Origin of the sequence: Hymenobacter metallilatus (genome assembly GCF_003944705.1) — a bacterium.
GTDB lineage: Bacteria > Bacteroidota > Bacteroidia > Cytophagales > Hymenobacteraceae > Hymenobacter > Hymenobacter metallilatus.
Map to the genome: position 1 here is coordinate 216962 of NZ_RWIS01000001.1, position 22941 is coordinate 239902.

A 22941-nucleotide genomic window follows, 5' to 3' on the forward strand; every position below is an offset into this window, starting at 1 on the left:
GGGCGAGCCGGGTCAGAACCCCACGTTCAGGACCAGGGGCTGCAGTTGCCAGCGCTGGTAGTAGGAGTCGTACACCGTGCGCAGGCCTACCTCCAGGGGAGTGCGCAGCCGCAGTGGGTTAAACACGGCCGACACATCGAAACCGGTGGAATAATAGCTGCGGCGCAGGCCCGGGGATGCCACCCGCACCCCATCGAGAAAAGCATTGCCCTTGAGGCGCTGGATGTAGAGCACCCGGCCCAGCTCCCAATGCACATCGGCCAGGGGCAGACGGTATTCGGCGCTGAGGGAAGTGAGCTGGTTGGCGCTCAGATACGGCAGGTTGCGCGGATAGAAGATGGCCGCCCCAAACCGGTACTCATTCTGCTGCTGGTACTGGTAGCCGGCCCGCAGCCGCAGGGCATGGTGCCAGCCTACCCCGGGCAGAAAAAAACTTGCCTGCCCTGCTACCTGCCGGGCCTGCAGCCCGTGGCCAAAGGGCGTATCCCGCACCGTCAGGGACAGGCTCTGCCCCCAGCGTGGGGCCACGTCGCGGGTGCTCTGGCGCAGGGTACGGGCAACGCTTATAGTGCCCAGCAGCACCTGTAGGGGCCGGGTGCCCACCTCGGTAAGGTAGCGCGTGGCAAAAGGATAGTTATTGGTCTGCTCCAGCTGATAATAGGCCCCTACCGAAAGCGACGTGAGCATACGGGAACTGGTGAGTACCAGGGGCAGGCGGCTACCCACCTGCAGACGGGTGTATTGCCAGCTCCTTTCGCCCAGCCCACCGGCAGCCACGCTCCCAATGGCCCGGCGGCCTCCTTGCTCAACGCCTGCATCCAGCACCGGCCCCAGCCCTTGGTAGCTTACATCGGCAAACACCCGGCCGGTGCGCTCCACTCCATCGTAGCCCACGCCGGCTACGGCCTGGGTGGTACTGAGCACATCCTGGGCCCGGATGCCCAGGTTGAGGCCCGTACCGGAGGGGCTTTGTACCAGGCCCCAGCCGTAGAGGTTGGGGGCGTGGGGTAGGCGACGGTAGCGCCGGGCGGCCAAGGCTGGCCCGCTCACCGAATCCTGCGGGAGCACCGGCCCCACGGTACGGGCGCCGGGCTCCCGGGCCGTCAGCTCGTCGGCGTAGCGGTTGGGGGCGGGGGCAGCAGGCGGCAGCCAGCCGGTGGGGTTCAGGGGCATTTCCAGCACCCGGCTACCCTGGGCCCTGATTTCGTGGAAAGCCAGCCGCTGCCCGTCGGGGCTAAGGGCGGGGTGGTAGCTGCCCACGGGGCGGCTGGTTACCTGCCGCACCTCCCCGGTGCCGATGCGCACGGCGTACACTTCCTCCTGCCCCGAGCGGGGCGAGGTAAACAGCACGTACTCCTGCCAGGGCTGGGGCTGGGCCAGGTTGTCGTTGGCGGCGGGTAGCAGGGTGCGAACCTGGCCGGTTTCGGTATCCAGCAGCTCCAGGCGCTTACCGGCCGTTTCCAGCCGCACCACGGCGGCGGTGCGCCCATCGGCCCCGAAGCGGGGGTGCAGGTAGGGCTGGTTCAGGGGGTTGGAGAAGGTGCGCAGCTCGCGGCCGGTTTCGGCATCGAGCAGGTGCAGGCGGTGCTGGTAGCTGGAGTCGGTACTCACGGCCAGCAGGCGCTTACCATCGGGGCTGAGCACGGCGGTGGTGTAGCGGGTGCGGCGGCCAGGGCGGATCAGGCGGCTCCGGCTCGTAGTCATGTCCAGCACCCGCAGCTCGGAGTATACCTGCTGCTGCCAGCGCGGGTGGTAGCGGAATTCCAGCCAGGCCACCTTGCCCCCACCCGCCGACAGCTGCTCGGGGTTATGGTGCAGGCCCATTACCCACAGCTCCCGCTCGGGCTGGCCGGGGCGCAGCGCCACCAGCCGGGGCGTGTGGCCCAGGCCGCTTTTCAGGGCCACTACCGTGTGGTCGTTGAGGTACTGCGGGTATTGATAATCGGTGAAGATTTTTTCCGACGCGGCCACGGGCAGTTCCGTGGCGGGCGTTACGGGCCGGTTGGTCGCTTCCCGGCGCCAGAGGCTGTCCAGCTCCCGCACGGTTTGCTGGTACAGGTCGTCGGGGCGCAGGCCGGTGGTACGGCGCAGCTTATCGGAGAAGGACAGCGGATACACCGGGAAGCGGTAGTAGCGGTTGAGTACCGCGCCCCATACCCCGGGCTCGGGGGCAGTGCGCTTGAGCCGGGTAGTCAGGAAATAGCCCAGCACGTAGTGGTTGGGCACATTATCCCGGTACGAGCCGGCCACGGCCTTGGCGTAGGAATACCGGCGGCCGGCCAGCAGGTTGGCCCGGAAGTAGGCGTCGAAGTTGGGGATGCGGCCCCGGCCGCTGCGGGTCAGGGCGGTTTCGGTACCCACGGCGTCGCCCTCGGCAAACCAGTCGGGCACGCCCAGCGTGGTGAGGCCCAGCCCTCCGTAGCCACCCAGCAGGTAGCCCAGCTGCCCGAGGCCCTGGTGGGCTTTATCAAACTGCACCACGTGGCGGTACTCGTGCACCGTTAGCTGGTCGAGCCAGTCGAGGGTGCCGGGCAGAAACGGATCCTGGGGAAAGGTGGTGTAAAACTCGGAGTGGCGGGGCAGCAGCGTTACGAAGCCGTTGCCAATGGTATTGCGGGTTTGCAGCACCACCGTAACCGGCCGCCCGGCCAGACCCAGCGAAGCACCTGCCGGCTCGTGCACCTGCTCCAGCCGCCGGGCCGTGCGGCGGGCCTGCTCCTCAAACCCCTGCGGATACACCACTCGGAAATGAGGCGTGCGCACCTCGTACCAGCGCACCGCCGCGGGCAGCTGCTGCTCCACGGGCAGCAGGGTTTGGGCCGGGGCCGTAGCGGGCAAAACCGCCAGCCCCAGGGCCGGCCACAGAGTACGCAGGGGGAAGTTCACGAGCGGATACACACGGTTGGGATGCCCGAAGAAACTACCTGTACCGCCCGAAACCAAACCGGCGGTACCGGCCCGGGGCGTCCGGTTGGCGGGTAGCTGCGTATGTAGATTTTTCCAATTTGATTCACCCCGACTTGCCCGCTCATGAACCTGCTCAAAAACGGCCTCGCGGCCCTGCTTATCCTGTTACTGGCCTCCTGCTCGGAACGTAGGCCCACCGAGGCCCAAGCCAAAACCGGCCCCCTTACCCGCTCCACGGCTGGCCCCGCCCCCACCAACCAGCCGGGCCTGGCTACGGCTACCTTTGCGGGGGGCTGTTTCTGGTGCACCGAGGAAATTTTTGAGGAGCTGAAAGGGGTGCAGGCCGTGGTATCGGGCTACAGCGGGGGCAAGGAGGCCAACCCCACCTACGAGGAAGTAGGCAGCGGCCAGACCGGCCACGCCGAATCGGTGGAAATCTATTACGACCCCAAGCAAATCAGCTTTGCCACGCTGGTAGACGTGTTTTTCCGGGCAGCTCACGACCCCACCACCCTCAACCGCCAGGGCCCCGATGCCGGCCGGCAGTACCGCTCCATTGCCTTCTACCGGACTCCGGCTGAGAAAAAGGTTATCGAAGAGGCCATAGCCCGCGTGAACGCCAGCAAGCAGTACGGCAGCCCCATCGTGACGCAGGTGCTGCCCTTCCAGAAGTTCTGGCCGGCCGAGGGCTACCACCAAGGCTACTTCCGCCTCCACCCCGGCGAAGGATACGTGCAAAGCGTTTCCACGCCCAAGGTGGAGAAGTTCCGCCACAAGTTTCCGCAGCTGCTGAAAAACCCGCTGTAACCCCCGAATCGGAAATGTTAGAACGTGGCTTCAGGTACACCAGCATGTCATTCCTAGCAAAGCCGAGGAATCTCGCGTGCTGACTGTCCACACAGCCTAATCTCACGAGAAAACCGCTCCCTAGCCCAGCGTTTAAACCCTGGGCTGCGGAGCGGTTTTTCGTCAGGATAACCTTCTGCTCGGAACGACAACTTGCTTAGCTGCCCATCCCGCACAATTTTTTCTCGGCTTTGGAACTTTTCCTTAAAAACTGGCATCGGGTTTGCAAATACCCGTTCATCCTCCTTCTGGCCAGAAGCTGATACTGCCCCCGCCACCCCCTATGCTGCGCGGACCGGGCTACTCATATCCTTTGTATCTCAGCTTCTGTTTGCCATGAAAAAGCTTCTTCCCTTCCTGCTGCTCCTGTGCCTGGCCGCCTGTGCGCCCCGGGTGTACACCGCCCGCGACTTCCGCCAGCAGGTGCAGCCCCAACACCGTACGGTAGCCATCCTGCCCTTCAACGTGCACATCCGGCCCGCGCCGCAGCTGCTGGGCCGGGGGCCGCGCCCGACGCAGCGCGAGCTGGCCGAGCAGGAGTACCAGACCGGCCTGGCCGTGCAGAACAACGTGTTCAGCTGGCTGCTGCACCGCGCCGATAAAAAAGGCGGCTACACCGTGGAGTTTCAGGATGTGGCCCGCACCAATGCGTTGCTCCAGCAGGCCGGCCTCAGCTACGAGGACATGCAGCTGAAACCCCGCGAAGAGCTGGCCAAGCTGCTGGGCGTGGATGCCGTGGTAACCGGCCAGCTGATGCTCAACAAACCCCTGCCCCTGGCCGCGGCCGTAGCCATCAACGTTTTCACGCCCTTCTACGCCATTTCCGATGAGGTAACGGCCTCCCTGAGCCTGCACGACCAGCAGGCCGGCCGCCTGCTCTGGAAATACGATTGCCAGCTGCAAGGCGGCGGGGGCCTCACCGACAACGCCCAGAACCTCACCAACGCCCTCATGCGCAACGCCGCCAAGCGGTTCCCCTACCAGCGCAAGGGGTAAGCTACCCAACTCCATTTGTTCCGGCCGCCGCCGTTTGCTTCCGGCAAACAGTGGCGGCCGTTTTTGCAGGGAGCGTAAAGAAATCCTCTTTTTACTTGCCCCATATCCTTCTTACTAGCAATCTTGCCATAGAAGCTGTTTAGAAAGTCAAAAGACCGTCATGCTGAGCTTGTCGAAGCATCTCTACCGCTTTATTGAACGGCCCACGCGAAGCAGTAGAGATGCTTCGACAAGCTCAGCATGACGGCCTCTCTAAGCTCTGTCTACTTCCTAAACAGGTTCATACAGAAGTAAAACTTTACGCTCTACTTCTTGCCCTATTGCACTATTTTTTACTTCCTGGAAGTAAAGTCTTGTTCTATTCTTTCATATATCATTCGTTCTCATGCTTACGAACGTAAAGCCTTATGTACTAGGCTTGCTTTGCTGCCTTATCAGCGGCTGCTCCTTATTTGAGGAGAGTGGTCAGACGACGGTGGAGGGCACCGTAATTGATTCTGCGACTGGCCAGGCAGTAGGCCCGGCCCAGGTGGCGGTGTTTGCGAGCCGACAGAGTAGCTTTTATTCCAACTTTACGCAGGTCGGCGACTGGCGGGATACCGACGGGCAAGGCCATTTTTCCTTTTCCTTCGACGCTCAATCCAACCGGGATTATATTGTCCGCGCCTCCTCCAATCGAGGGGAAACGGACTACGTATCGGCGCCGAAGCTGAAAGGTGGGCGCAAGAATAAAAACGTGCGGGTGCCCGTGGTGGCCCCAGCCTGGGTGGCCGTGCAATTGCAGGATGCTCCTCCCCGTTCGGATGCCGTGAATATCTATGTATGGGGGTTTGCTCAAACAGTAACAATACGCCCCCCGCTGGACACGGTTCTTTACCGGCCAGTGCCAGCCGGCGACCTGAACGTAGTGGTTTGGCAGTTAAACGGCAGCCGTACGGTACCGAATACAGAAACCCGTATTCCCTATAACGTGGCCGGTATGGACACATTCCGGATTGCTATTCGCTACTAATCAATTTTTGCCTCCACGCACGCAGCCATTTAATTGCTTATTAGGTGCAAAATTCTCGTGCTCTTTTCTGTCGTTTCCTCTATTTCCGTATGCGCAGGTAGCTGAAGTGCAAAGCATCTGTAATCCGCTAAAGCCTGCGCTACATTGTTCTCGAAACCGCTAAAGCGTAACTGAGAGGTGCTGAGTATATTTCAGCACCTCTCTTTGCTATTGTTGTATGCCCCAGCCTGCTCTACTTTCTAAGTTGCCCGATGTGGGCACCAGCATCTTTTCGGTGATGACCCAGCTGGCCCAGGAAACCGGCGCCATCAATCTGGCCCAGGGCTTTCCGGACTACGACCCGCCCCGGGAGCTGCTGGAAGCCCTGGCCCGGCAGGTGCTCACGCCCGGCCATCAGCAGTACGCGCCCATGCCCGGCCTGCCCCGCCTGCGCGAGGCCATTGCCGCCAAAACCGCCCGCCTCTACGGCTACCTCCCCGACCCCGCCACCGACATTACCGTGACCAGCGGCGCCACCGAAGCCCTGTACGCCGTGCTGGCCGCCGTGGTGCGCCCCCAGGAGGAAGTGCTGATTCTGGAACCGGCCTACGATTTGTACGGCCCGGCCGTGCGCTTGCAGGGCGGCGTGCCGGTGTACGTGCCCCTGTCGCCGCCCACCTTCCGGCCCGACTGGGACCGGGTGGCCGCCGCCCTCACGCCCCGCACCCGGCTGCTGATGATTAACTCGCCCCACAACCCCACCGGGGCCATCCTCACGCCCGCCGACCTCGACACCCTGGCCGCCCTGCTGCGCAACACCGATACCCTGCTGCTCAGCGACGAGGTGTACGAGCACATGGTATTCGACGGGGCCCGGCACGCCAGTGTGCTCAGCCACCCCGAGCTGCGGGAGCGGGCGTTTGTGCTGTCGTCGTTTGGCAAAACCTACCACGCTACTGGCTGGAAGGTGGGCTACTGCGTGGCTCCGCCCGCCCTGAGCGCCGAGCTGCGGCGGGTGCACCAGTTCCTGACGTTCAGCGTGAGCACGCCCACCCAGCACGCCCTGGCCGACGTGCTACCCCTGGCCGGACTGTACGAAACGCTGCCCGCCTTCTACCAGCAGAAGCGCGACCTGTTTCGGGAGCTGCTGGCGCCCACGGCCTTCCGGCTGCTGCCGGTGCAGGGCGGCTACTTTCAGGTGGCCGATTTCAGCGCCCTGGCCCCCGGCGTATCCGACGAGGATTTTGCCCGCCAACTCACCCGCGAAACCGGCGTGGCCGTGGTGCCCCTGTCGGCATTCTACCACAACCGCCACGACCACCACCTGGTGCGGTTCTGCTTCGCCAAGCAGGAAGCCACCCTCCGGGCCGCCGCCGAGCGGCTGGCCGGTCTGGGGTGAAGCGGAACCGGAACAGCTGTGTTTCCAAAAGAAAACGCATAAGAACGTCGTTTTTGTCCTGCTCATCTGGCGGCCGCATGTTGACGCATCTCTACCGCTTCGTGGAACGAGCCGACGGAACGATAGAGGTGCTTCGACATGCGGCCACCGGATGAGCAGGACCATTCACAAACACGCTCTAATAATCTTGTTTGCCTAGCGCACTATCATATAAATATTTCCTTGTCGGATAGCATCTTTTTTTGTAAACTTCACAGCTTATCTGTCCGCTAAACACCTGCTGCCGTGTCTGATTTAACTGTTTCTTTCGTGCAGGCTTCCCTGCACTGGCACGATCCTGCTGCCAACCGTCAGGAAATGAGTCGCCATATCGACGAAATTTCCATTGCTACAGACCTGATTGTGCTGCCGGAAATGTTTACTACTGGCTTCAGCATGGAAGCTGCCGCCCTGGCCGAACCCATGGAAGGCCCCACGCTGGAATGGATGCGCCTGGTGGCCGAGTCGCGCGACGCGGTGGTAACGGGCAGCCTTATTATTGAGGAGGAAGGCCGCTACTACAACCGCCTGCTCTGGGTGCGCCCCGATGGCTCGGTAAGCTATTATAACAAGCGTCACCTCTTCACGCTGGCCGGCGAGCAAAATGTGTACACGGCCGGCACGGAGCGCCTGATCGAGGAATGGCGCGGCTGGCGTATCTGTCCGCTTATCTGTTACGACCTGCGCTTCCCGGTGTGGAGCCGCAACCCTATGGACCAGCCCTACGATCTGCTGCTGTACGTGGCCAACTGGCCTTCGGCCCGGCGCACAGCTTGGATAACGCTGCTACGGGCCCGCGCCATCGAAAACCTGGCCTATACCATGGGCGTGAACTGCGTGGGCATCGACGGCAACAGCCTCCCCTACACCGGCGACTCGGCCCTGCTGGACATGCGCGGCGAGTATTTGGTGGAGGTAGGCAACCAGGAAACCAGTATTACCCGCGCCCTGCGCCGCGCCGAGCTAACCGCCTTCCGGGAACGGTTCACGGCCCTGGAAGACGGCGACGCCTTCGAGCTGCGGAGTAAAGTGGAGTGTTGAGTATTGATTGGTGATTGGTGATTGTTGATTAGGCAAAAAGCCCGTCATGCTTCATCTGGCGTCCGCGCAGCCGGAGGCGGAGTCGAAGCATCTCTACTGCTTCGTTGTAATGGCATTAATTAGCCAGAGGTAGAGATGCTTCGACTCCGCCTCCGGCTGCGCGGACGCCAGATGAAGCATGACGGGCTTTTTGTCCTCCTGGTACTCAACACTCAATTATTTCACTTCCAGCCGCCGCACGCTGATTTCGCCGGTGAGGGCCTGGCAGCGGACCAGGTAAATGCCGGCGGGCAGGCCCGCTACTGAGAGCTGATGGGTGCGGGCCGCTGCCGTGGCGGGACGCACCACCCGGCCGGCCAAATCGAGCAGCGTAACGCGCACGGGCTGGGCGGCTTCCAGCGTGGCCGTGAAGGTGGCGGGATTGGGATACAAGTGCAGAGGCAGCGCCGCCCGGGCCGAGTGACTGGCCGTTACCACCCGGTTGCGGGTCTGGAAGCTGCTGATGCCCCCGCCTTCCAGCCCCAGAAACAGCTCCGGCGCCCCGTCACCATTCACATCGGCGGCGGCGGGGGCGTAGCGGAACTTGTTGGCCCAGCCCCACTGGCCGGTCTGGAACTGGGCGGTGAGGGCGTTGTAGAAAATATCGGTGCGGGCCAGAAAGGAGCCCGTTTGGCTACGGATATCCGAAAAAAACCGGATGTCGCCGGCGGCATCGGCCGTAAGCAGGTCGGGGCGGCCGTCCCCGTCGAAATCAGCCACCACGGGGCTCAGGGAGCTGGGGCGGCTGCCGCTGCTGGTCCGGATGCGGCCAAAGTCGTTGTCCTGCACCACGAAGGTCTGGCTCAAATCGGCGGCGCCGGTGTTGCGGTAGTAGCGCAGGGCCTGGCCCGGGTAGTCGATGGAGTTGGAGTTGGAGCCCAGCAGCATGTCCACGCGCCCGTCGCCATCAATATCCGCGAAGCAGGGCATATCGAACACCCGCTGGGGCACGTTGGCGAAGTAGCGGACCGCACCCAGGTTGAAGGCTACCGGCTGGCCGGCCGCTGCCGTATTCAGCACGAAGGCAATGGGGTTGTCGCTGGTACCCTTCACATAGGCCGAATACACTAAGTCCAGCGCTCCGTCCCGATTCAAATCCACCAGCACCGGCTTGATAAAGGCCAGCTTCCGGCTCATCAGGCCCAGGTAATCGGCGGTAACGAGCTTAAACACCGGCGCGGTGCGGGTGCCCACGTTGCGGTAGTAGCTCAGGCCGGCGCGGTAGAGGCGGGCCGCGTTGTTGCGGCTCACGCCGCCCACCAGCATATCCACCAGCCCGTCGCCGTCCACATCCCCGAAGGTGGGAGCCGCCAGCTCGCTCACTTCCACCATGTCGCGCTGCAGGAAATCAGACTGCTCGCGCACCAGGTTGGGGGCCGCGCCGGTGCCGGTGTTGCGGTACACCACCACCGACTGCCGCAGGTCCACGGTATCGGTGTTGTCGTACAGGGCCGGGGCCAGTACCACGTCGGGGCGCCCATCAAACGTGACATCCACGGGAAACGCGGCCGGGAAGTTGGGCACCAGCGTTGAGGAGGTAAACGGGGCCACGCTATTAACACTGGCCGTGCTGAAGCTGGCCGTCTGGGCCGTGCCGTTGTTGCGGATGCTCGTCAGCTCCGGGCAATTGTCGCGGCCCGTGAGCAGGTCCTTGTCCCCGTCTCCGTCCAGATCAAACAGGCCCACGTTGTAGCCGCCGGTGTGATTGGGCTTGAGGGTACGGAAGGGCGGGCACAAAGCGGGGGCGAAGGCAAACTGATTGCAGCCCACCAGGCAGGCGGTAAGGCCTCCCCAGTAGCTGGAGGCCTCCCGAAATTCCAGCCCGCCGCAGCCGGTGGCTGTAGTATTGCGGTAGTAGTAGATGGAGGGCGAGCTGGTTGAAAAATCATAGGTCAGCACGTCCAGGCGGCCGTCGCCGTCCACGTCCTCCACGGCCGGCATGTTGTAGCCCCCGGTGGCAATGTTGATGTTGCCCCCAAACGGGCCGGGGTCGAAGTAAGTGAGCTGAGCCGTGACGAGCTGAAACCCGGGCCGGCCCTGGGCATCGGGTACCTGCCGGAACACGCGGATGTTGCTGCCCGAAGCATCGGCCGTGAACAGGTCGGGGCGGCCGTCGCAGGTGTAGTCGCGCAGCAGTACCCAACCGGTGAGGTCCTGCGGGAACAGGGCGGCGTAGTCGGGGGCAAACTGCCAGGCCCGGCCCGTGGGCGTTGCCACGCTCAGGAACGGCAGCACCCGGTTGGTGGCCCTATCGAACACCACCAGGTCGGGCTGCTGGTCGGCGTTCAGGTCGAGGTTGGAAAACTGGGGCGCGTTGAGGCCCCCGGCCCAGGCGTTGCGCAGGGTATCGGTACCTTGCACTACTTTTGCCACGGCCTTAAACTCAAAGCCGAAGGGCGCGCCATTTTGCGCGTGGGCCGCGCACAAGCCGCCACCTGCCAACGCAGTCAGTATTGCTCGTAGTAGTAGTTGACGCATCACTCAGGCGACGTTAATTGCACTCTTTCAGTTCCTCTCGCTTCCAAGTTACACACAAAACCCTATGGCAGATATTGCGGCGCTTTATGCCCGGTTCCGGGAATGCTCGGCCGTCAGCACCGACTCGCGCCAGCCCCAGGACGGCACCCTGTTTTTTGCCCTGAACGGCCCCAGCTTCCGGGGCCGCGACTTTGCCCCCCAGGCCCTGGCCCAGGGAGCCCGCTACGCCGTGGTGGACGACGAAGCCCTGGCCGCCACCGACCCCGCCCGCTACACCTACGCCCCCGACCCGCTGCTGGCCCTGCAGGAGCTGGCCCACCACCACCGCCGCCAGCTGATTCTGCCGGTACTGGCCATTACGGGCTCCAACGGTAAAACCACCACCAAGGAGCTGGTGCACGCGGTGCTGAGCCGCCGCTACCGGGTGCAGTACACCCGCGGCAACCTCAACAACCACATTGGCGTGCCGCTTACCCTGCTCAGCATCCGGCCCGGCGAGCATGAGCTGGCTATTATAGAAATGGGTGCCAACCACCAGGGCGAAATTGCGCTGCTGTGCCGCTTGGCCGAGCCCACGCACGGCCTCATCACCAACATCGGCAAGGCCCACCTGGAGGGGTTTGGCGGCGTGGAAGGCATCGTGAAAGGCAAGGGCGAGCTGTTTGACTTCCTGCGCCGCGTGGACGGCACGGCCTTCGTGAACACCCTGGACGCCCGCCTGCCCGGCATGGCCGCCGGTCTGGCTTACCAGGCCACCTACCCCGGCCCCACCGATACCTATCCGGCCGAGCTGGTTAGCACTACCCCGCAGGTGGTGCTGCGCCTGTTCAACGGCGCTACCGTGGAAGCCCAGATTACCGGCGGCTACAACTTCCCCAACCTGGCCGCTGCCGCCGCGGTGGGGGCCTATTTTGAAGTACCCGCCGAGGCTATTGGCGAGGCCCTGGCCGGCTACGCGCCCACCAACAACCGCTCCCAGCTGGTGCGCACCGCCCACAACGAGGTGCTGCTGGATGCCTACAATGCCAACCCCAGCAGCATGGCGGTGGCCCTTCACAGCTTTGCCACCCGCCCCGGCAGCCCCGAGCATAAGGTGGTAATCCTGGGCGACATGTTTGAGCTGGGTCCGGACAGCCCCGCCGAACACCGCAGCCTGGGTCAGCTGGCCGCCAGCCTGCCGCTGGGCACAGTGGTGCTGGTGGGGGCCGATATGCAGCACGCAGCCGCGGCCAGCTCTTCATTCCTGTACTTTCCCACCAAGCCCGAGGCGGCTGCCTGGCTCCGGACTAACCCGCTGCGCGGCCGTCAGGTGCTCATCAAAGGCTCCCGGGGCATGGGCCTGGAAACGTTGCTGGAGCTGGTGTAGCGAGTAGCTGAGTAGGGGGGTAACTGAGTAAGCCGTTCGGATAGATGCTACCAGAACGGCTTACTCAGTTACCCCCCTACTCAGCTACTCGTTAAAAAGGGCTATCCAGCTCGGCCAGCGTGGGCAGGATCTGGTCTTTGGCGGAAATGGTGGGGTTTTCCACACCCCACTGGATGTTCAGCACCGGGTCGTTCCAGAGCAGGCCGCCTTCCGACTGCGGGGCGTAGTAATTGGTGCACTTATAGAGGAAGAGGGTGCCATCTTCCAGGGCCGTGAAGCCGTGGGCGAAGCCTACCGGCACGTACAGCATGTTGTAGCGCTCCGCATCCAGCACCACCGCCAGATGCCGGCCGTAGGTGGGCGAGTCGCGGCGAATATCCACAATGACATCCAGAGCCCGGCCGGCGGCTACCCGCACCAGTTTGGCCTGGGCGTAGGGCGGTTTCTGGAAGTGCAGCCCCCGCACCACGCCCCGGTCGGAGCGCGACTGGTTGTCCTGCACCCAGTCGCCCACAATACCGGCCTCTTCCATCTTCTGGGCGCTGAACGACTCGAAAAAGGCCCCGCGGGCATCCCCAAACACCCGGGGCTGGATTTCTACCACGCCCGGAATATCAAAATAGGTAAACTCCATGTAGCAGCAAATGGGAGGCTGAGCGGCAACCGCGCCGCAAGGTAGGCAGATTTAGCGGCGGCCGGAAAGCGGGGCGGTTACTTCCTGCACAATGTGCAGATACTTGTCCAGCACCAGCCGCTCATCGAACCTGGTTTCGGCCAGCCGGCGGCCGGCGCGGCCCATCTGCTCCAGCTCGGGGGCCGGCAGGCGCAGCACTTGCAGCATTTTGGCCGCCAGATCGGGGGCGTTGCGCACTTCGCAGAGCAGGCCGTTCTGGCCGTCCACCACGGTTTCGCGGCAGCCGGGCACGTCGGTGGTTACAATGGGCTTGCCCATGGCGGCGGCTTCGAGCAGAGTTTTGGGGGTGCCTTCCCGGTAGGAGGGCAGCACCACGCAGTCGGCCTGCCGGATCTGGGCGGCCACGTCGTCGGAGGTGCCCAGGTACTCGATGTGGCCGGCTTGCAGCCACTGCTCGAACACGGCACGCTTCACGCCCACGCCTCCGCTTTCATCTACCCCACCCAGCAGCTGCACGCGGGTGCCGGGCACGGCCTCGCGCACCAGGCGGGCCGCCTCAAAGTACTCCTCCACGCCCTTTTCGTAGAGCACCCGCGCAATCATCAGAAACACGAAGGGCTCCTGGCGCTGGAAAGTAGCGGCCGGGCGGAACCGGTGCGTATCAACGCCGGAGCCGGGCAGCAGGTCAGTAATGCGGGGGTCAACCAAGCCATTTTCCAGGAACAGCTGCCGGTCGTCGGCGTTCTGGAAAAACACCCGCCGCGGAAACCGGAAGGCGAAGCGGTACAGCCCCAGGGCCACCTTGCTCACCAGGTTTTTCACGATGAACACCGTGCCCAGCCCGGATACGTTGTTGATGCTGGGAATGCCAGCCAGCCGGGCGGCAATGGTGCCGTAGATGTTGGGCTTGATGGTGTAGTGCAGCACCACATCGGGTTTTTCGCGGCGGTAAAGCTGGTAGAAGCGGCGGGTGAGGGCGGCATCCTTCACCGGGTTGGTACCCTTATTTTCCATCAGGATGGGCACGTAGCGGCAGCCCAGCTCGGTTTCCAGCCGCTCGGAGTAGGCATCGGGCGGAGCAATGGCCAGCACCTCGTGGCCGGCGGCCTGCAGGGCCTTCACCAGGCTCCGACGAAAGTTCCAGATGTTCCAGCTGGTATTGATAACTAGGGCAACGCGCAAAACAGTGAACCGGTGAATGAGTAGATACATGAACTGAGGCAAAGATACGGGGTACCCGGCGGCCCTGTACGTGGCCGCCGGGTTTTCGGCTGCATGCCGGCGGTGGTTCTATCTTCGCAGTTGCGTTCCGTGCTTTTGTTTCTTCTGCCTTGACTACTCCCGTTCTGCTATTGCGCCTGCACGCCGTTGTGGCGCTGGTTGTGTTTCTGTTCTTCGGCTACAAGCTGCTGCTGCTGCTCATGGAGCGGCGCGAACCGCTACGCCACCTACGTGCCCGTACCCGCTGGGCCGACAGTCTTTTGCTAGGGATGTTGGTGCTTTCGGGTGTGTTGGCCTGGGTTGCTTTCCCCGAGCCGTTTAATGGCTGGAACCTGTTTCCGGCGCTGCTGCTATGCCTTCTGCTGTTGTTCTTTGTTCGGGCGCTACGGCAGGAACGGGCAGGCAGGGCCAGCTGGTACCTATTGGGGGCACTGACGCTCTACGGACTAGCAGGCGCCCGCGCCCTGAGCATACCCTGGCCGCGCCAACCTAACACGCTGCGGCAAGCCCTGCTCGGCGAAGCTCCTGATGCCGCTGCCTTGGCTACGGCTACCACGCCCTCCCCTGCTCCCGCCGGCCAAGCCGAAACCACCGCCACGCCCGAAGCCGCTGCGCCCGTTGATACCGCCGCCGCTTCAGTCCATCTTTCGGCCCAGGATTCGGCCACGCTGGTGGCGGCCGGGCCGGGTGCTACGGCAGAACCGGTCGAAACTCCGGACCTAGTAGCCGGCAAGGTGCTGTTTGCGCAGAACTGCGCAGTTTGCCACGGCACCAATGGCAAACTGGGCCTTAACGGGGCCCGCGACCTGACCAAGAGTAACCTCAACGAGACGGGCCGCATCTACCAGGTTACCCACGGCAGCATCAGCAAGAAGATGCCTGCCTTTCAGGGCAAGCTCACCGATGAGCAGATTGCGCAGGTTGTGGCCTATTCGCTGACGTTGCGCTAGTGCCCCTTCTGGCTGCTCCTTTACCAAAGAAAAGAGCCCTGCTATATTAGAATATCCTGCAACCCTGATACTTGGTTGTGTATCTTCCCCGTTGTTTGATTTTTTAGTTTTATTCCCACTCAGCATATGAAATTACCTTTCCTCCTGGCTCCGCTAGCGGCGGGGCTATTGGCCAGCCCCATGCAGGCCCAACCGACAACAGCTCTGCCGGCCGGCGTTACGCAAGCCACTTCGGTTGAAGGCATTACGGAATACCGGCTGGCCAACGGGCTGCGGGTGCTCCTGTTCCCGGACCAGTCGAAGCCCACGGCCACCGTCAACATCACGTATCTGGTGGGCTCCCGGCATGAGGGCTACGGCGAAAGTGGTATGGCCCACCTGCTGGAGCACATGGTGTTCAAAGGCTCCACCAAGCACCCCAATGTACCCCAGGAGCTGACCGAGCATGGCGCCTCCCCTAATGGCACCACCTGGTACGACCGCACCAACTACTTCGAAACCTTTGCGGCCACCGACGAGAACCTGAAGTGGGCCCTGGACCTGGAAGCCGACCGTATGGTGAACTCCTTCATTGCCAAGAAGGACCTGGATACGGAGTTCAGCGTGGTGCGCAACGAGTTCGAGAGCGGGGAAAACTCGCCCGTGCGCGTGCTCATGGACCGGGTGCTGAGCACGGCCTACCTCTGGCACAACTACGGCAAAAGCACCATCGGCTCCCGGGAAGATATTGAGCGGGTACCCATCGACAACCTCAAGGCCTTCTACCAGAAATACTACCAGCCCGATAACGCCGTGCTGCTGGTGGCCGGCAAAATTGACCCTACCCAGACGCTGGGCCTCATTAAGCAGTATTTCGGCGGCATTCCGAAGCCCGCGCGCCAGCTCCAGCCTACCTACACCGTGGAGCCCACCCAGGATGGGGAGCGGAGCGTAACGCTGCGCCGCCCCGGCGACACCCAGGGTCTGGCTGTGGCCTACCACGTGCCCGCCGCCGCCCACCCCGATTACCCCGCCACTGATGTGCTGGTGGAAGTACTGACCAATGAGCCTTCGGGCCGCCTGTACAAAGCACTGGTCGAGTCGAAAAAGGCCGCCGCCGCCTGGGGTTTCACGCCGGGCCTGCACGATGCCGGCTTTGCCTACTTCTACGCCGATGTGCGCCAGAACCGCTCCCTCGACTCGGCCCGCACGGTTATGCTGACAACTTTTGATGAGGTGGTGAAGCGCCCGCCCACGGCCGAGGAAGTAGACCGGGCCCGCACCAAGCTGCTCAAGAACGTGGAGCTGATGTTTCAGAACAGCGAAAACCTGGGCCTGAGCCTGAGCGAGTACATTGCTTCCGGCGACTGGCGGCTGGTGTACCTGTACCGCGACGCCCTGCGCCGGGTAAGCCCCGCCGATGTGCAGCGCGTAGCCACCGCCTACTTTAAGCCCAGCAACCGCACCGTGGGCCTGTTTCAGCCCGATAACAAGCCCGAGCGAAGCCTTATTCCGGCCACGCCCGATGTGCTGGCGCTGGTGAAAGACTACAAGGGCGAAGCGGCCGTGGCTGCCGGCGAGGCCTTTGATGTAGCGCCGGCCAACATTGATACCCGTACCAAGCGGGGCCAGGAGAAGAACGGGCTGAAATACGCCTACCTCAGCAAGCAGAACCGCGCCAACGCCGTAAATGCCGAGCTGAAAGTGCGCTACGGCTCCTCAGCAACCCTCCAGAACAAAACCGTGCTGGCTGGCCTCACGGCCTCTATGCTGGAGCGGGGCACCAAAACCCGCAGCTACGCCCAGATCCGGGACGCCTTTGATAAGGCCAAGGCCCAGGTATATTTCTACGGCGGCGGGCAGATTACCACGGCCGCCATCCAGACGGATAAGGAGCACCTGCCGGCCGTGCTGGATGTGGCCTTCGACTGCCTGCGCAACCCGACGTTTCCGGCCCAGGAGTTTGAGAAGCTGAAGCAGGAGCGCCTGGCCCAGCTGGAAGCCCAGCAGCAGGAGCCCCAGGCCCTGGCTTTCAACCGGGCCGAGCGGCTGGCCAACCCTTACCCCGCCGGCCATATCTTCCAGATGCTGAGCTTCGACGAGGAAATTGCCGAACTGAAGAAACTGACCGTGGAGGATGTACGCCAGTTCTACAAAACCTTCTACGGCGCCCAGAATGCCACGCTGGCTGTGGTAGGCACTTTCGATGAAAAAGCCGTGCAGCAGCGCGTGAGCAAGCAGCTGGCCTCCTGGAAAGCCGCTACGCCCTACACCCGCGTACCGCTAATGGCTTTTGAGACCAAAGCCCAGCAGGAAAGCATTCAGACCAACGACAAGGCCAACGCCCTGTACGTAACCATGCTCAAAATGCCCCTGCGCGACGACAACCCCGACTACGCCCCCGTGTTCCTGGCCAACTACGTGCTTGGCGACGGATTCCTGAACTCCCGCCTGGCCACCCGCATCCGTCAGAAGGAGGGCGTAAGCTACGGCGTGGGCTCCCAGGTGTACGCCGACGACAACGACCCCATGGGCGGCTACTACAGCTACGCCATTTACAACCCCGACAACTCAAGCCGGCTGGAGCAGGCCTATAAGGAGGAGCTGGAGCGCTTTATCAAGGAGGGCGTAACGGCCGAGGAGCTGAAAGCGGCCAAATCGGCGGCGCTGCAGAACTACCAGGTACAGCGTGCCCAGGACCGGTACCTGGCCAGCACCTGGGCGCAATATCTGGCCAAACCCGAGGGCCGCACTTTTCAGTACAACGCCGAGCTGGAAAAGCAGCTGGCGGCCCTTACCCCCGAGCAAGTCAACGCCGCCATCCGCAAGTACTTCTCCTACGACCGGCTGGTACAGGTGAAGGCCGGCGACTTCGCCCGCTCGGCCAAGGCCAAGTAGCCTGCTGTCATTGTGAGGACGAAGGACATTCCGCGCATCAAGCGGCGTCAATCCGTCCTTTTTCAGGGGTAGAAGCTCAGACCTATTCCAAAGCCCCTATCGTGCCCACGGTAGGGGCTTTTTACCTGCAGAGACGCGACACTTCGCGTCTGCTGCCAGAACGACAACGCCGGAACGACACCGTTCAATGCCGAGACGCGAAGTGTCGCGTCTCTACAATCGTTCATTAAAGGGCTTGTCATTTCTCGAATGTCTGTCCCCTGACAAGGACACATTGCTTCGTCCTTCATCCTCGCAATGACAAACACCTAACGCCTACCTTTGCCGTAGAACCCTGTAGGAGCCTGCCGCTTGGCGGGCTCTCGTTTTCTCCCCCGATCCTTGCGTACCATGGCCAAAGAATCCAAACCCCGCCAGAACAGTGCCCGTCACCCCGGCCAAACCGATGGTCTGAAGCCCCGCGTGGCTCGCATTCTGGCCAAAGGCAATAAAGAGGCTACCTACGAAACTACCTCGGAAGCCGAAACCGCCGTGCTGGTAGCCGTACCCGAAAAGCGCCAGGCCGATGCCCGCACCCAGGAATATCTGGATGAGCTGGCCTTTCTGGCCGAAACGGCCGGCGCTACCGTCACGCAACGCTTTGTGCAGCGCCTCGACAAGCCCGATATCCGCACGTTTGTGGGGGAGGGCAAGCTGGAGGAAATCAAGGCCTACGTCCAGCACAGCGGGGCCAGCATGGTTATTTTCGATGATGACCTCTCCCCCTCCCAGCTCCGCAACCTGGAGGCCGAGCTGCGGGTGAAAATTGTGGACCGCAGCCTGCTGATCATCGATATTTTCGCCCAGCGGGCCAAGTCGGCTACGGCCCAGACGCAGGTGGAGCTGGCTCAGTACCAGTACCTGCTGCCCCGCCTCACCGGCCTCTGGACTCACCTGGACAAGCAGCGCGGCGGCGGGGTGGCTCAGCGGGGGCCTGGTGAAACGGAAATTGAGACGGACCGCCGCGTAGTGCGGGACCGGATCAGCTTCCTGAAAGAGCGCCTCAAGGACCTCGATAAGCAAAGCCACACCCAGCGCAAGTCGCGCACCGGCATGGCCCGGGTGGCGCTGGTGGGCTACACCAACGTGGGCAAAAGCACTATCATGAACCTGCTGAGCCGGGCCGATGTGTTTGCCGAAAATAAGCTGTTTGCTACCGTGGACTCCACCGTGCGCAAGGTGGTGTTGGATACGGTACCCTTTCTGTTGTCCGATACGGTCGGGTTTATCCGCAAATTGCCCACCCGCCTGATTGAGAGCTTTAAAAGTACCCTCGATGAAATCCGGGAGGCCGATTTGCTGGTGCACGTAGTGGACATTTCTCACCCTTCGTTTGAGGAGCACATTGCGGTGGTAAATGACACGCTGAAAGACATTCAGGCCGCCGACAAGCCCATGCTGCTGGTATTCAATAAGATTGACCAGTACAACCCCGAAGCTGAAACCGAGCATCATGGTGGTTTTGAGGGTATGAACCAGGACGACGAAGATGCGCCCACTCCCCGCCCCTCATTGGAACAGCTGAAAGCCACTTATATGGCCAAGCTGCACGACCCGGTTATCTTCATCTCCGCCAAAAACCGGGAAAATATCGACGAGTTGCGGGCCTTGTTGGTACGCCACGTATCGGCTCTCTACCCCGCCGACCGGTATTCATCGACCAACGGCTGAGCACGGCCTGAAAAAATTCAGGTATCTATTGCACTGAGTACCAGAAAGCCCGGCGGCCAGCCGGGCTTTTTTTATGAACATTTCATCAGCGCAGTTAACATTTCATTGAATACTTCGTACTGAGCACGGCGTTTGATTGATAATTTTTCAATAAAGCGTATATTCCCTGCTCATTTTCCCCATTTTCCACAACCTACCCCGAGTACACATGAAGAAAACCTTCTACTCTCTGTCGTTGGGCTTAGCCTGCTTTGCATCCGTATCTGTTTCCGCACAAACGAGCCTGCGGGCGGCGCTGCCCACGCTGGGCCAGCAGCCCGAGCAGGCGAAAGGCCGTGGCTGCGCTTCTATGGATGTGCTGAATGCCCAATTAGCCGCCGACCCTACTCTGGCTACCCGCATGGCTGGCATTGAGGCGCAAACCGGCCGCTTTGTGGCCACCGGAGCAGCCCAGCGCACTGCCGCTGTGGTAAACATTCCGGTGGTGGTACACGTGCTCTACAACACGGCCGCCCAGAATGCCTCAGACGCCCAGGTACAGGCCCAGATTAACGTTCTGAACCAGGATTTTGCCAAGCTGAATTCTGATATTAATAAGGTACCTGCGGCCTTCGCCGGACTGGCAGCCAACACCAACATCCAGTTTGTACTGGCCAAGCGCACCCCTACCGGCGCCGCTACTACGGGCATCATTCATAAGTCTACCAAGGTAAGCTCCTGGAGCAGCAACGATGCCGTGAAAAACTCCAAGCGCGGCGGCGACGATGCCTGGGATACCAGCAAGTATCTCAACATTTGGGTGTGTAACCTGGGCCAGGGCCTGCTGGGCTACGCCCAGTTCCCCGGCGGCGCCGCCAGCACCGACGGCGTGGTGATTCTGTACTCTTCCCTGCCCGGCGGCTCTTCGGCCCCCTACGACAAGGGTCGTACGGCTACACACGAGGTGGGTCACTGGCTGAACCTGCGCCACATCTGGGGGGATGCCAGCTGCGGCAACGACCTGGTGAGCGACACGCCCACCCAGCAAACCAGCAACTACGGCTGCCCCAGCTTCCCGAAAGTAACCTGCTCCAACGGCCCCAACGGCGACATGTTCATGAACTACATGGACTACACCGATGATGCCTGCATGTACATGTTCTCCAACGGCCAGTCGGCCCGCATGAATGCCCTCTTCGCCGCTGGTGGCGCCCGCGCTTCGCTGCTGACCTCCAATGGTGCCACGGCTCCGCTGTTGGCTGGCACCGTTACCATGGAGTCGATGAAGCTCTATCCCAACCCCGCTACCGACCAGCTCACGATCCGCACGGCCATGGATACGCCAGCCAGCAACTGGACGGCCAAAGTGTACGATCTGCGGGGCTTCGAAATGAAGCAGGCCCGTACTTCGGCCAACGGCACCCTGGATGTAACCAACCTGCCCGCCGGCTACTACCAGGTAGTACTCACCGATGGGGTAAATGTGCAGCACCAACGCTTCCAGAAGCAGTAAGCCTCTCGCCCGACAACAAGCCCAGCCTAGCAAACGAGAGGCTGGGCTTGTTGTTTGCCGTTTTGCTGTGGTATGCAGATTTGCGCTGCATTAGCGCAGTATTTTGTCATATCGTTTAATAAAATTGGCATTTGTTCAAATATTTTCAATAGTTTCGGCTCTACGTTCCCTTTTCTCACAACCAGCACACCTGTTTCATTTCGTTCCTCTTCACCCTCTCACCACAACCTTTCACACGAAGCGCATGAAAAAAACGCTCTACTCCTTTGCTCTGGCTTGCCTGGGTCTGGGGGCCTCACTAACGGCCGAAGCCCAGAAAGTACGCCAGTGCTCCACCATGGAAAACCTGGCGCAGCAGCTGGCCGCCGACCCTGCCATGGCCCAGCGCCTCGCGGCCATTGAAGGTCAGACCCGCAGCTTCATTGATAACCCGGTGGCCCAGCGCACCTCTGCCGTAGTAACTATTCCGGTGGTAGTGCACGTGCTCTACAACACGGCCGCCCAGAACGTATCGGATGCCCAGATTCAGTCGCAGATTGATGTACTGAACGAGGATTTCAACAAGCAGAACGCCGATTATACCAAAACGCCTTCAGCCTTTGCGGGCCTGGTAGCCAACGTGGGCGTACAGTTCGTACTGGCCAAGCAAACGCCTACGGGGGCTGCTACCACGGGCATCGAGCGGAAGTCGACGACCCGCACCAGCTGGGGCACCGACGACGCCATGAAAAAGGTGAGCACCGGCGGCCTCGACGCCTGGAACTCGGCTAAATACCTCAACCTGTGGGTGTGCAACCTGTCGGGCGGTGTGCTGGGCTACGCCCAGTTCCCCGGCGGCGCCGCTGCCACCGACGGCGTGGTGATTCTGAGCTCGGGCTTCGGCCGGGGCGGCTCGGCGGCTGCTCCCTTCAACCTGGGCCGCACGGCTACACACGAGGTAGGCCACTGGCTGAACCTGCGCCACATCTGGGGGGATGCCAGCTGCGGCAACGACCTGGTGAGCGACACGCCCACCCAGCAAACCAGCAATGGCGGCTGCCCCAGCTTCCCGAAAGTAACCTGCTCCAACGGCCCCAACGGCGACATGTTCATGAACTACATGGACTACACCGATGATGCCTGCATGTACATGTTCTCCAACGGCCAGTCGGCCCGCATGAATGCCCTTTTCGCAGCCGGTGGTGCCCGCGTGGGCCTTACTACCTCAAACGGCGGCACGGCCCCCGGCGGTGGCGGCACGCCCACCACGCCTACCTACTGCGCCAGCAAAGGCACTAGCGTATCGTACGAGTGGATTGACCTGGTACAGCTGGGCTCCATCAACCGGACCTCGGCCGCCAACGCCGGCTACTACGATGGTACTGCCCTGGGCACCACGGTAACGGCCGGCTCGGCCCAAACCATCAGCTACTCGGCTGGCTACGCTTCCACGGCCTACACCGAGTACTGGAAAGTGTACATCGACTACAACCAGAACGGCGTATTCACGGATGCCGGCGAGCTGGTGGCCAGCCGCAGCAGCGCCTCGGCCAGCACTCTTACCAGCACCTTCACGGTGCCCACCACGGCTAAAAACGGCAAAACCCGTCTGCGGGTGGTGATGAGCGACGCCTCGGCCACAACCAGCTGCGGCAGCTACAGCTACGGCGAAACGGAAGACTACAGCATCACCATTTCGGGTGGCACGGCCCGTCAGGGCGGCGCTACGGCGGAGGCTGCCGGCTACCGCCTCTACCCCAACCCCGCTACCGACGTGCTGAACATTGAGGTACCCGCTTCCATCGACAACAAAGCCGTTTCGGTAACTGTGTACGATGTACGTGGCGCCGAAATGAAGCAGGTTCGCTTTGATGGCAACCTGCTGAACGTGGGCAGCCTGGCCAAGGGCGTATACACCCTGCGCATTGCCGATGGCCAGCAGGTAACGCACCAGCGCTTCGTAAAAGAGTAAAGAA

The 22941-nt window shown here is 62.1% G+C and carries 15 protein-coding genes; 11 read left to right on the forward strand and 4 right to left on the reverse strand.

The features are described from left to right. Positions 1–12: 12 nt before the first annotated feature. Positions 13–2886, reverse strand: coding sequence for a BamA/TamA family outer membrane protein (locus EI290_RS00830; RefSeq protein WP_246008809.1), 2874 nt, complete (start codon positions 2884–2886; stop codon positions 13–15). 144 nt (positions 2887–3030) lie between these two features. Here EI290_RS00830 and msrA point away from each other — a divergent pair, with 144 nt between their 5' ends. From msrA to EI290_RS00855, 5 genes are all read left to right on the forward strand, one after another. Further along, positions 3031–3714 carry a peptide-methionine (S)-S-oxide reductase MsrA gene (gene msrA, locus EI290_RS00835; protein WP_125425675.1) on the forward strand — a complete coding sequence of 228 codons (684 nt, stop codon included), beginning with the start codon at positions 3031–3033 and terminating at the stop codon, positions 3712–3714. A 375-nt stretch (positions 3715–4089) separates the two neighbouring features. Further along, positions 4090–4749: a hypothetical protein gene (locus tag EI290_RS00840; RefSeq protein ID WP_125425677.1), complete on the forward strand. Its 660-nt coding sequence runs from the start codon at positions 4090–4092 to the stop codon at positions 4747–4749. 385 nt (positions 4750–5134) lie between these two features. Further along, on the forward strand, positions 5135–5761 hold the full coding sequence (locus EI290_RS00845) for a hypothetical protein (RefSeq protein WP_125425679.1): 627 nt from the start codon (positions 5135–5137) through the stop codon (positions 5759–5761). Positions 5762–5978: 217 nt separating this feature from the next. Continuing rightward, positions 5979–7139 carry a methionine aminotransferase gene (locus EI290_RS00850; protein ID WP_125425681.1) on the forward strand — a complete coding sequence of 387 codons (1161 nt, stop codon included), beginning with the start codon at positions 5979–5981 and terminating at the stop codon, positions 7137–7139. A 285-nt stretch (positions 7140–7424) separates the two neighbouring features. Then, positions 7425–8219: an amidohydrolase gene (locus EI290_RS00855; protein ID WP_125425683.1), complete on the forward strand. Its 795-nt coding sequence runs from the start codon at positions 7425–7427 to the stop codon at positions 8217–8219. 216 nt (positions 8220–8435) lie between these two features. Here the strand turns inward: EI290_RS00855 and EI290_RS00860 are convergent, their stop codons facing one another. Beyond that, on the reverse strand, positions 8436–10736 hold the full coding sequence (locus EI290_RS00860; protein WP_125425685.1) for a T9SS type A sorting domain-containing protein: 2301 nt from the start codon (positions 10734–10736) through the stop codon (positions 8436–8438). Between the two features lie 64 nt (positions 10737–10800). Here EI290_RS00860 and EI290_RS00865 point away from each other — a divergent pair, with 64 nt between their 5' ends. Further along, complete coding sequence (locus tag EI290_RS00865; protein ID WP_125425687.1) at positions 10801–12102, forward strand: UDP-N-acetylmuramoyl-tripeptide--D-alanyl-D-alanine ligase; 1302 nt, start codon at positions 10801–10803, stop codon at positions 12100–12102. A gap of 91 nt (positions 12103–12193) precedes the next feature. On the opposite strand, the gene rfbC is transcribed toward EI290_RS00865, so the two are convergent. Then, entirely contained in the window at positions 12194–12736 is a 543-nt protein-coding gene (gene rfbC, locus EI290_RS00870; RefSeq protein WP_125425689.1) for a dTDP-4-dehydrorhamnose 3,5-epimerase, read from the reverse strand. 51 nt (positions 12737–12787) lie between these two features. Further along, complete coding sequence (locus EI290_RS00875; protein ID WP_246008810.1) at positions 12788–13948, reverse strand: glycosyltransferase family 4 protein; 1161 nt, start codon at positions 13946–13948, stop codon at positions 12788–12790. Positions 13949–14067: 119 nt separating this feature from the next. On the opposite strand from EI290_RS00875, the gene EI290_RS22565 reads away from it, so the two are divergent. From EI290_RS22565 to EI290_RS22275, 5 genes are all read left to right on the forward strand, one after another. After that, a complete protein-coding gene (locus EI290_RS22565; protein WP_125425693.1) occupies positions 14068–14907 on the forward strand; it encodes a c-type cytochrome in 840 nt (279 codons plus the stop codon). Between the two features lie 126 nt (positions 14908–15033). Then, positions 15034–17784 (forward strand): M16 family metallopeptidase, encoded by a 2751-nt coding sequence (locus EI290_RS00885; RefSeq protein ID WP_125425695.1) that lies wholly within the window; start codon positions 15034–15036, stop codon positions 17782–17784. Between the two features lie 390 nt (positions 17785–18174). After that, entirely contained in the window at positions 18175–19494 is a 1320-nt protein-coding gene (gene hflX, locus EI290_RS00890; protein ID WP_125425698.1) for a GTPase HflX, read from the forward strand. Positions 19495–19702: 208 nt separating this feature from the next. Beyond that, positions 19703–20986 (forward strand): M43 family zinc metalloprotease, encoded by a 1284-nt coding sequence (locus EI290_RS00895; protein ID WP_185816782.1) that lies wholly within the window; start codon positions 19703–19705, stop codon positions 20984–20986. A 244-nt stretch (positions 20987–21230) separates the two neighbouring features. Next, the gene (locus EI290_RS22275) at positions 21231–22937 is read left to right on the forward strand and encodes a GEVED domain-containing protein (protein ID WP_185816783.1); all 1707 of its coding nucleotides are present in this window, start codon (positions 21231–21233) and stop codon (positions 22935–22937) included. Positions 22938–22941: the final 4 nt, after the last annotated feature.

Coding starts and splice junctions, on each gene's coding strand:
- msrA (WP_125425675.1), top strand. CDS start 3,031: ATGAACCTGCTCAAAAACGGCCTCGCGGCCCTGCTTATCCTGTTACTG.
- EI290_RS00840 (WP_125425677.1), top strand. CDS start 4,090: ATGAAAAAGCTTCTTCCCTTCCTGCTGCTCCTGTGCCTGGCCGCCTGT.
- EI290_RS00845 (WP_125425679.1), top strand. CDS start 5,135: ATGCTTACGAACGTAAAGCCTTATGTACTAGGCTTGCTTTGCTGCCTT.
- EI290_RS00850 (WP_125425681.1), top strand. CDS start 5,979: ATGCCCCAGCCTGCTCTACTTTCTAAGTTGCCCGATGTGGGCACCAGC.
- EI290_RS00860 (WP_125425685.1), bottom strand. CDS start 10,736: ATGCGTCAACTACTACTACGAGCAATACTGACTGCGTTGGCAGGTGGC.
- EI290_RS00865 (WP_125425687.1), top strand. CDS start 10,801: ATGGCAGATATTGCGGCGCTTTATGCCCGGTTCCGGGAATGCTCGGCC.
- rfbC (WP_125425689.1), bottom strand. CDS start 12,736: ATGGAGTTTACCTATTTTGATATTCCGGGCGTGGTAGAAATCCAGCCC.
- EI290_RS00875 (WP_246008810.1), bottom strand. CDS start 13,948: ATGTATCTACTCATTCACCGGTTCACTGTTTTGCGCGTTGCCCTAGTT.
- EI290_RS00885 (WP_125425695.1), top strand. CDS start 15,034: ATGAAATTACCTTTCCTCCTGGCTCCGCTAGCGGCGGGGCTATTGGCC.
- hflX (WP_125425698.1), top strand. CDS start 18,175: ATGGCCAAAGAATCCAAACCCCGCCAGAACAGTGCCCGTCACCCCGGC.
- EI290_RS00895 (WP_185816782.1), top strand. CDS start 19,703: ATGAAGAAAACCTTCTACTCTCTGTCGTTGGGCTTAGCCTGCTTTGCA.
- EI290_RS22275 (WP_185816783.1), top strand. CDS start 21,231: ATGAAAAAAACGCTCTACTCCTTTGCTCTGGCTTGCCTGGGTCTGGGG.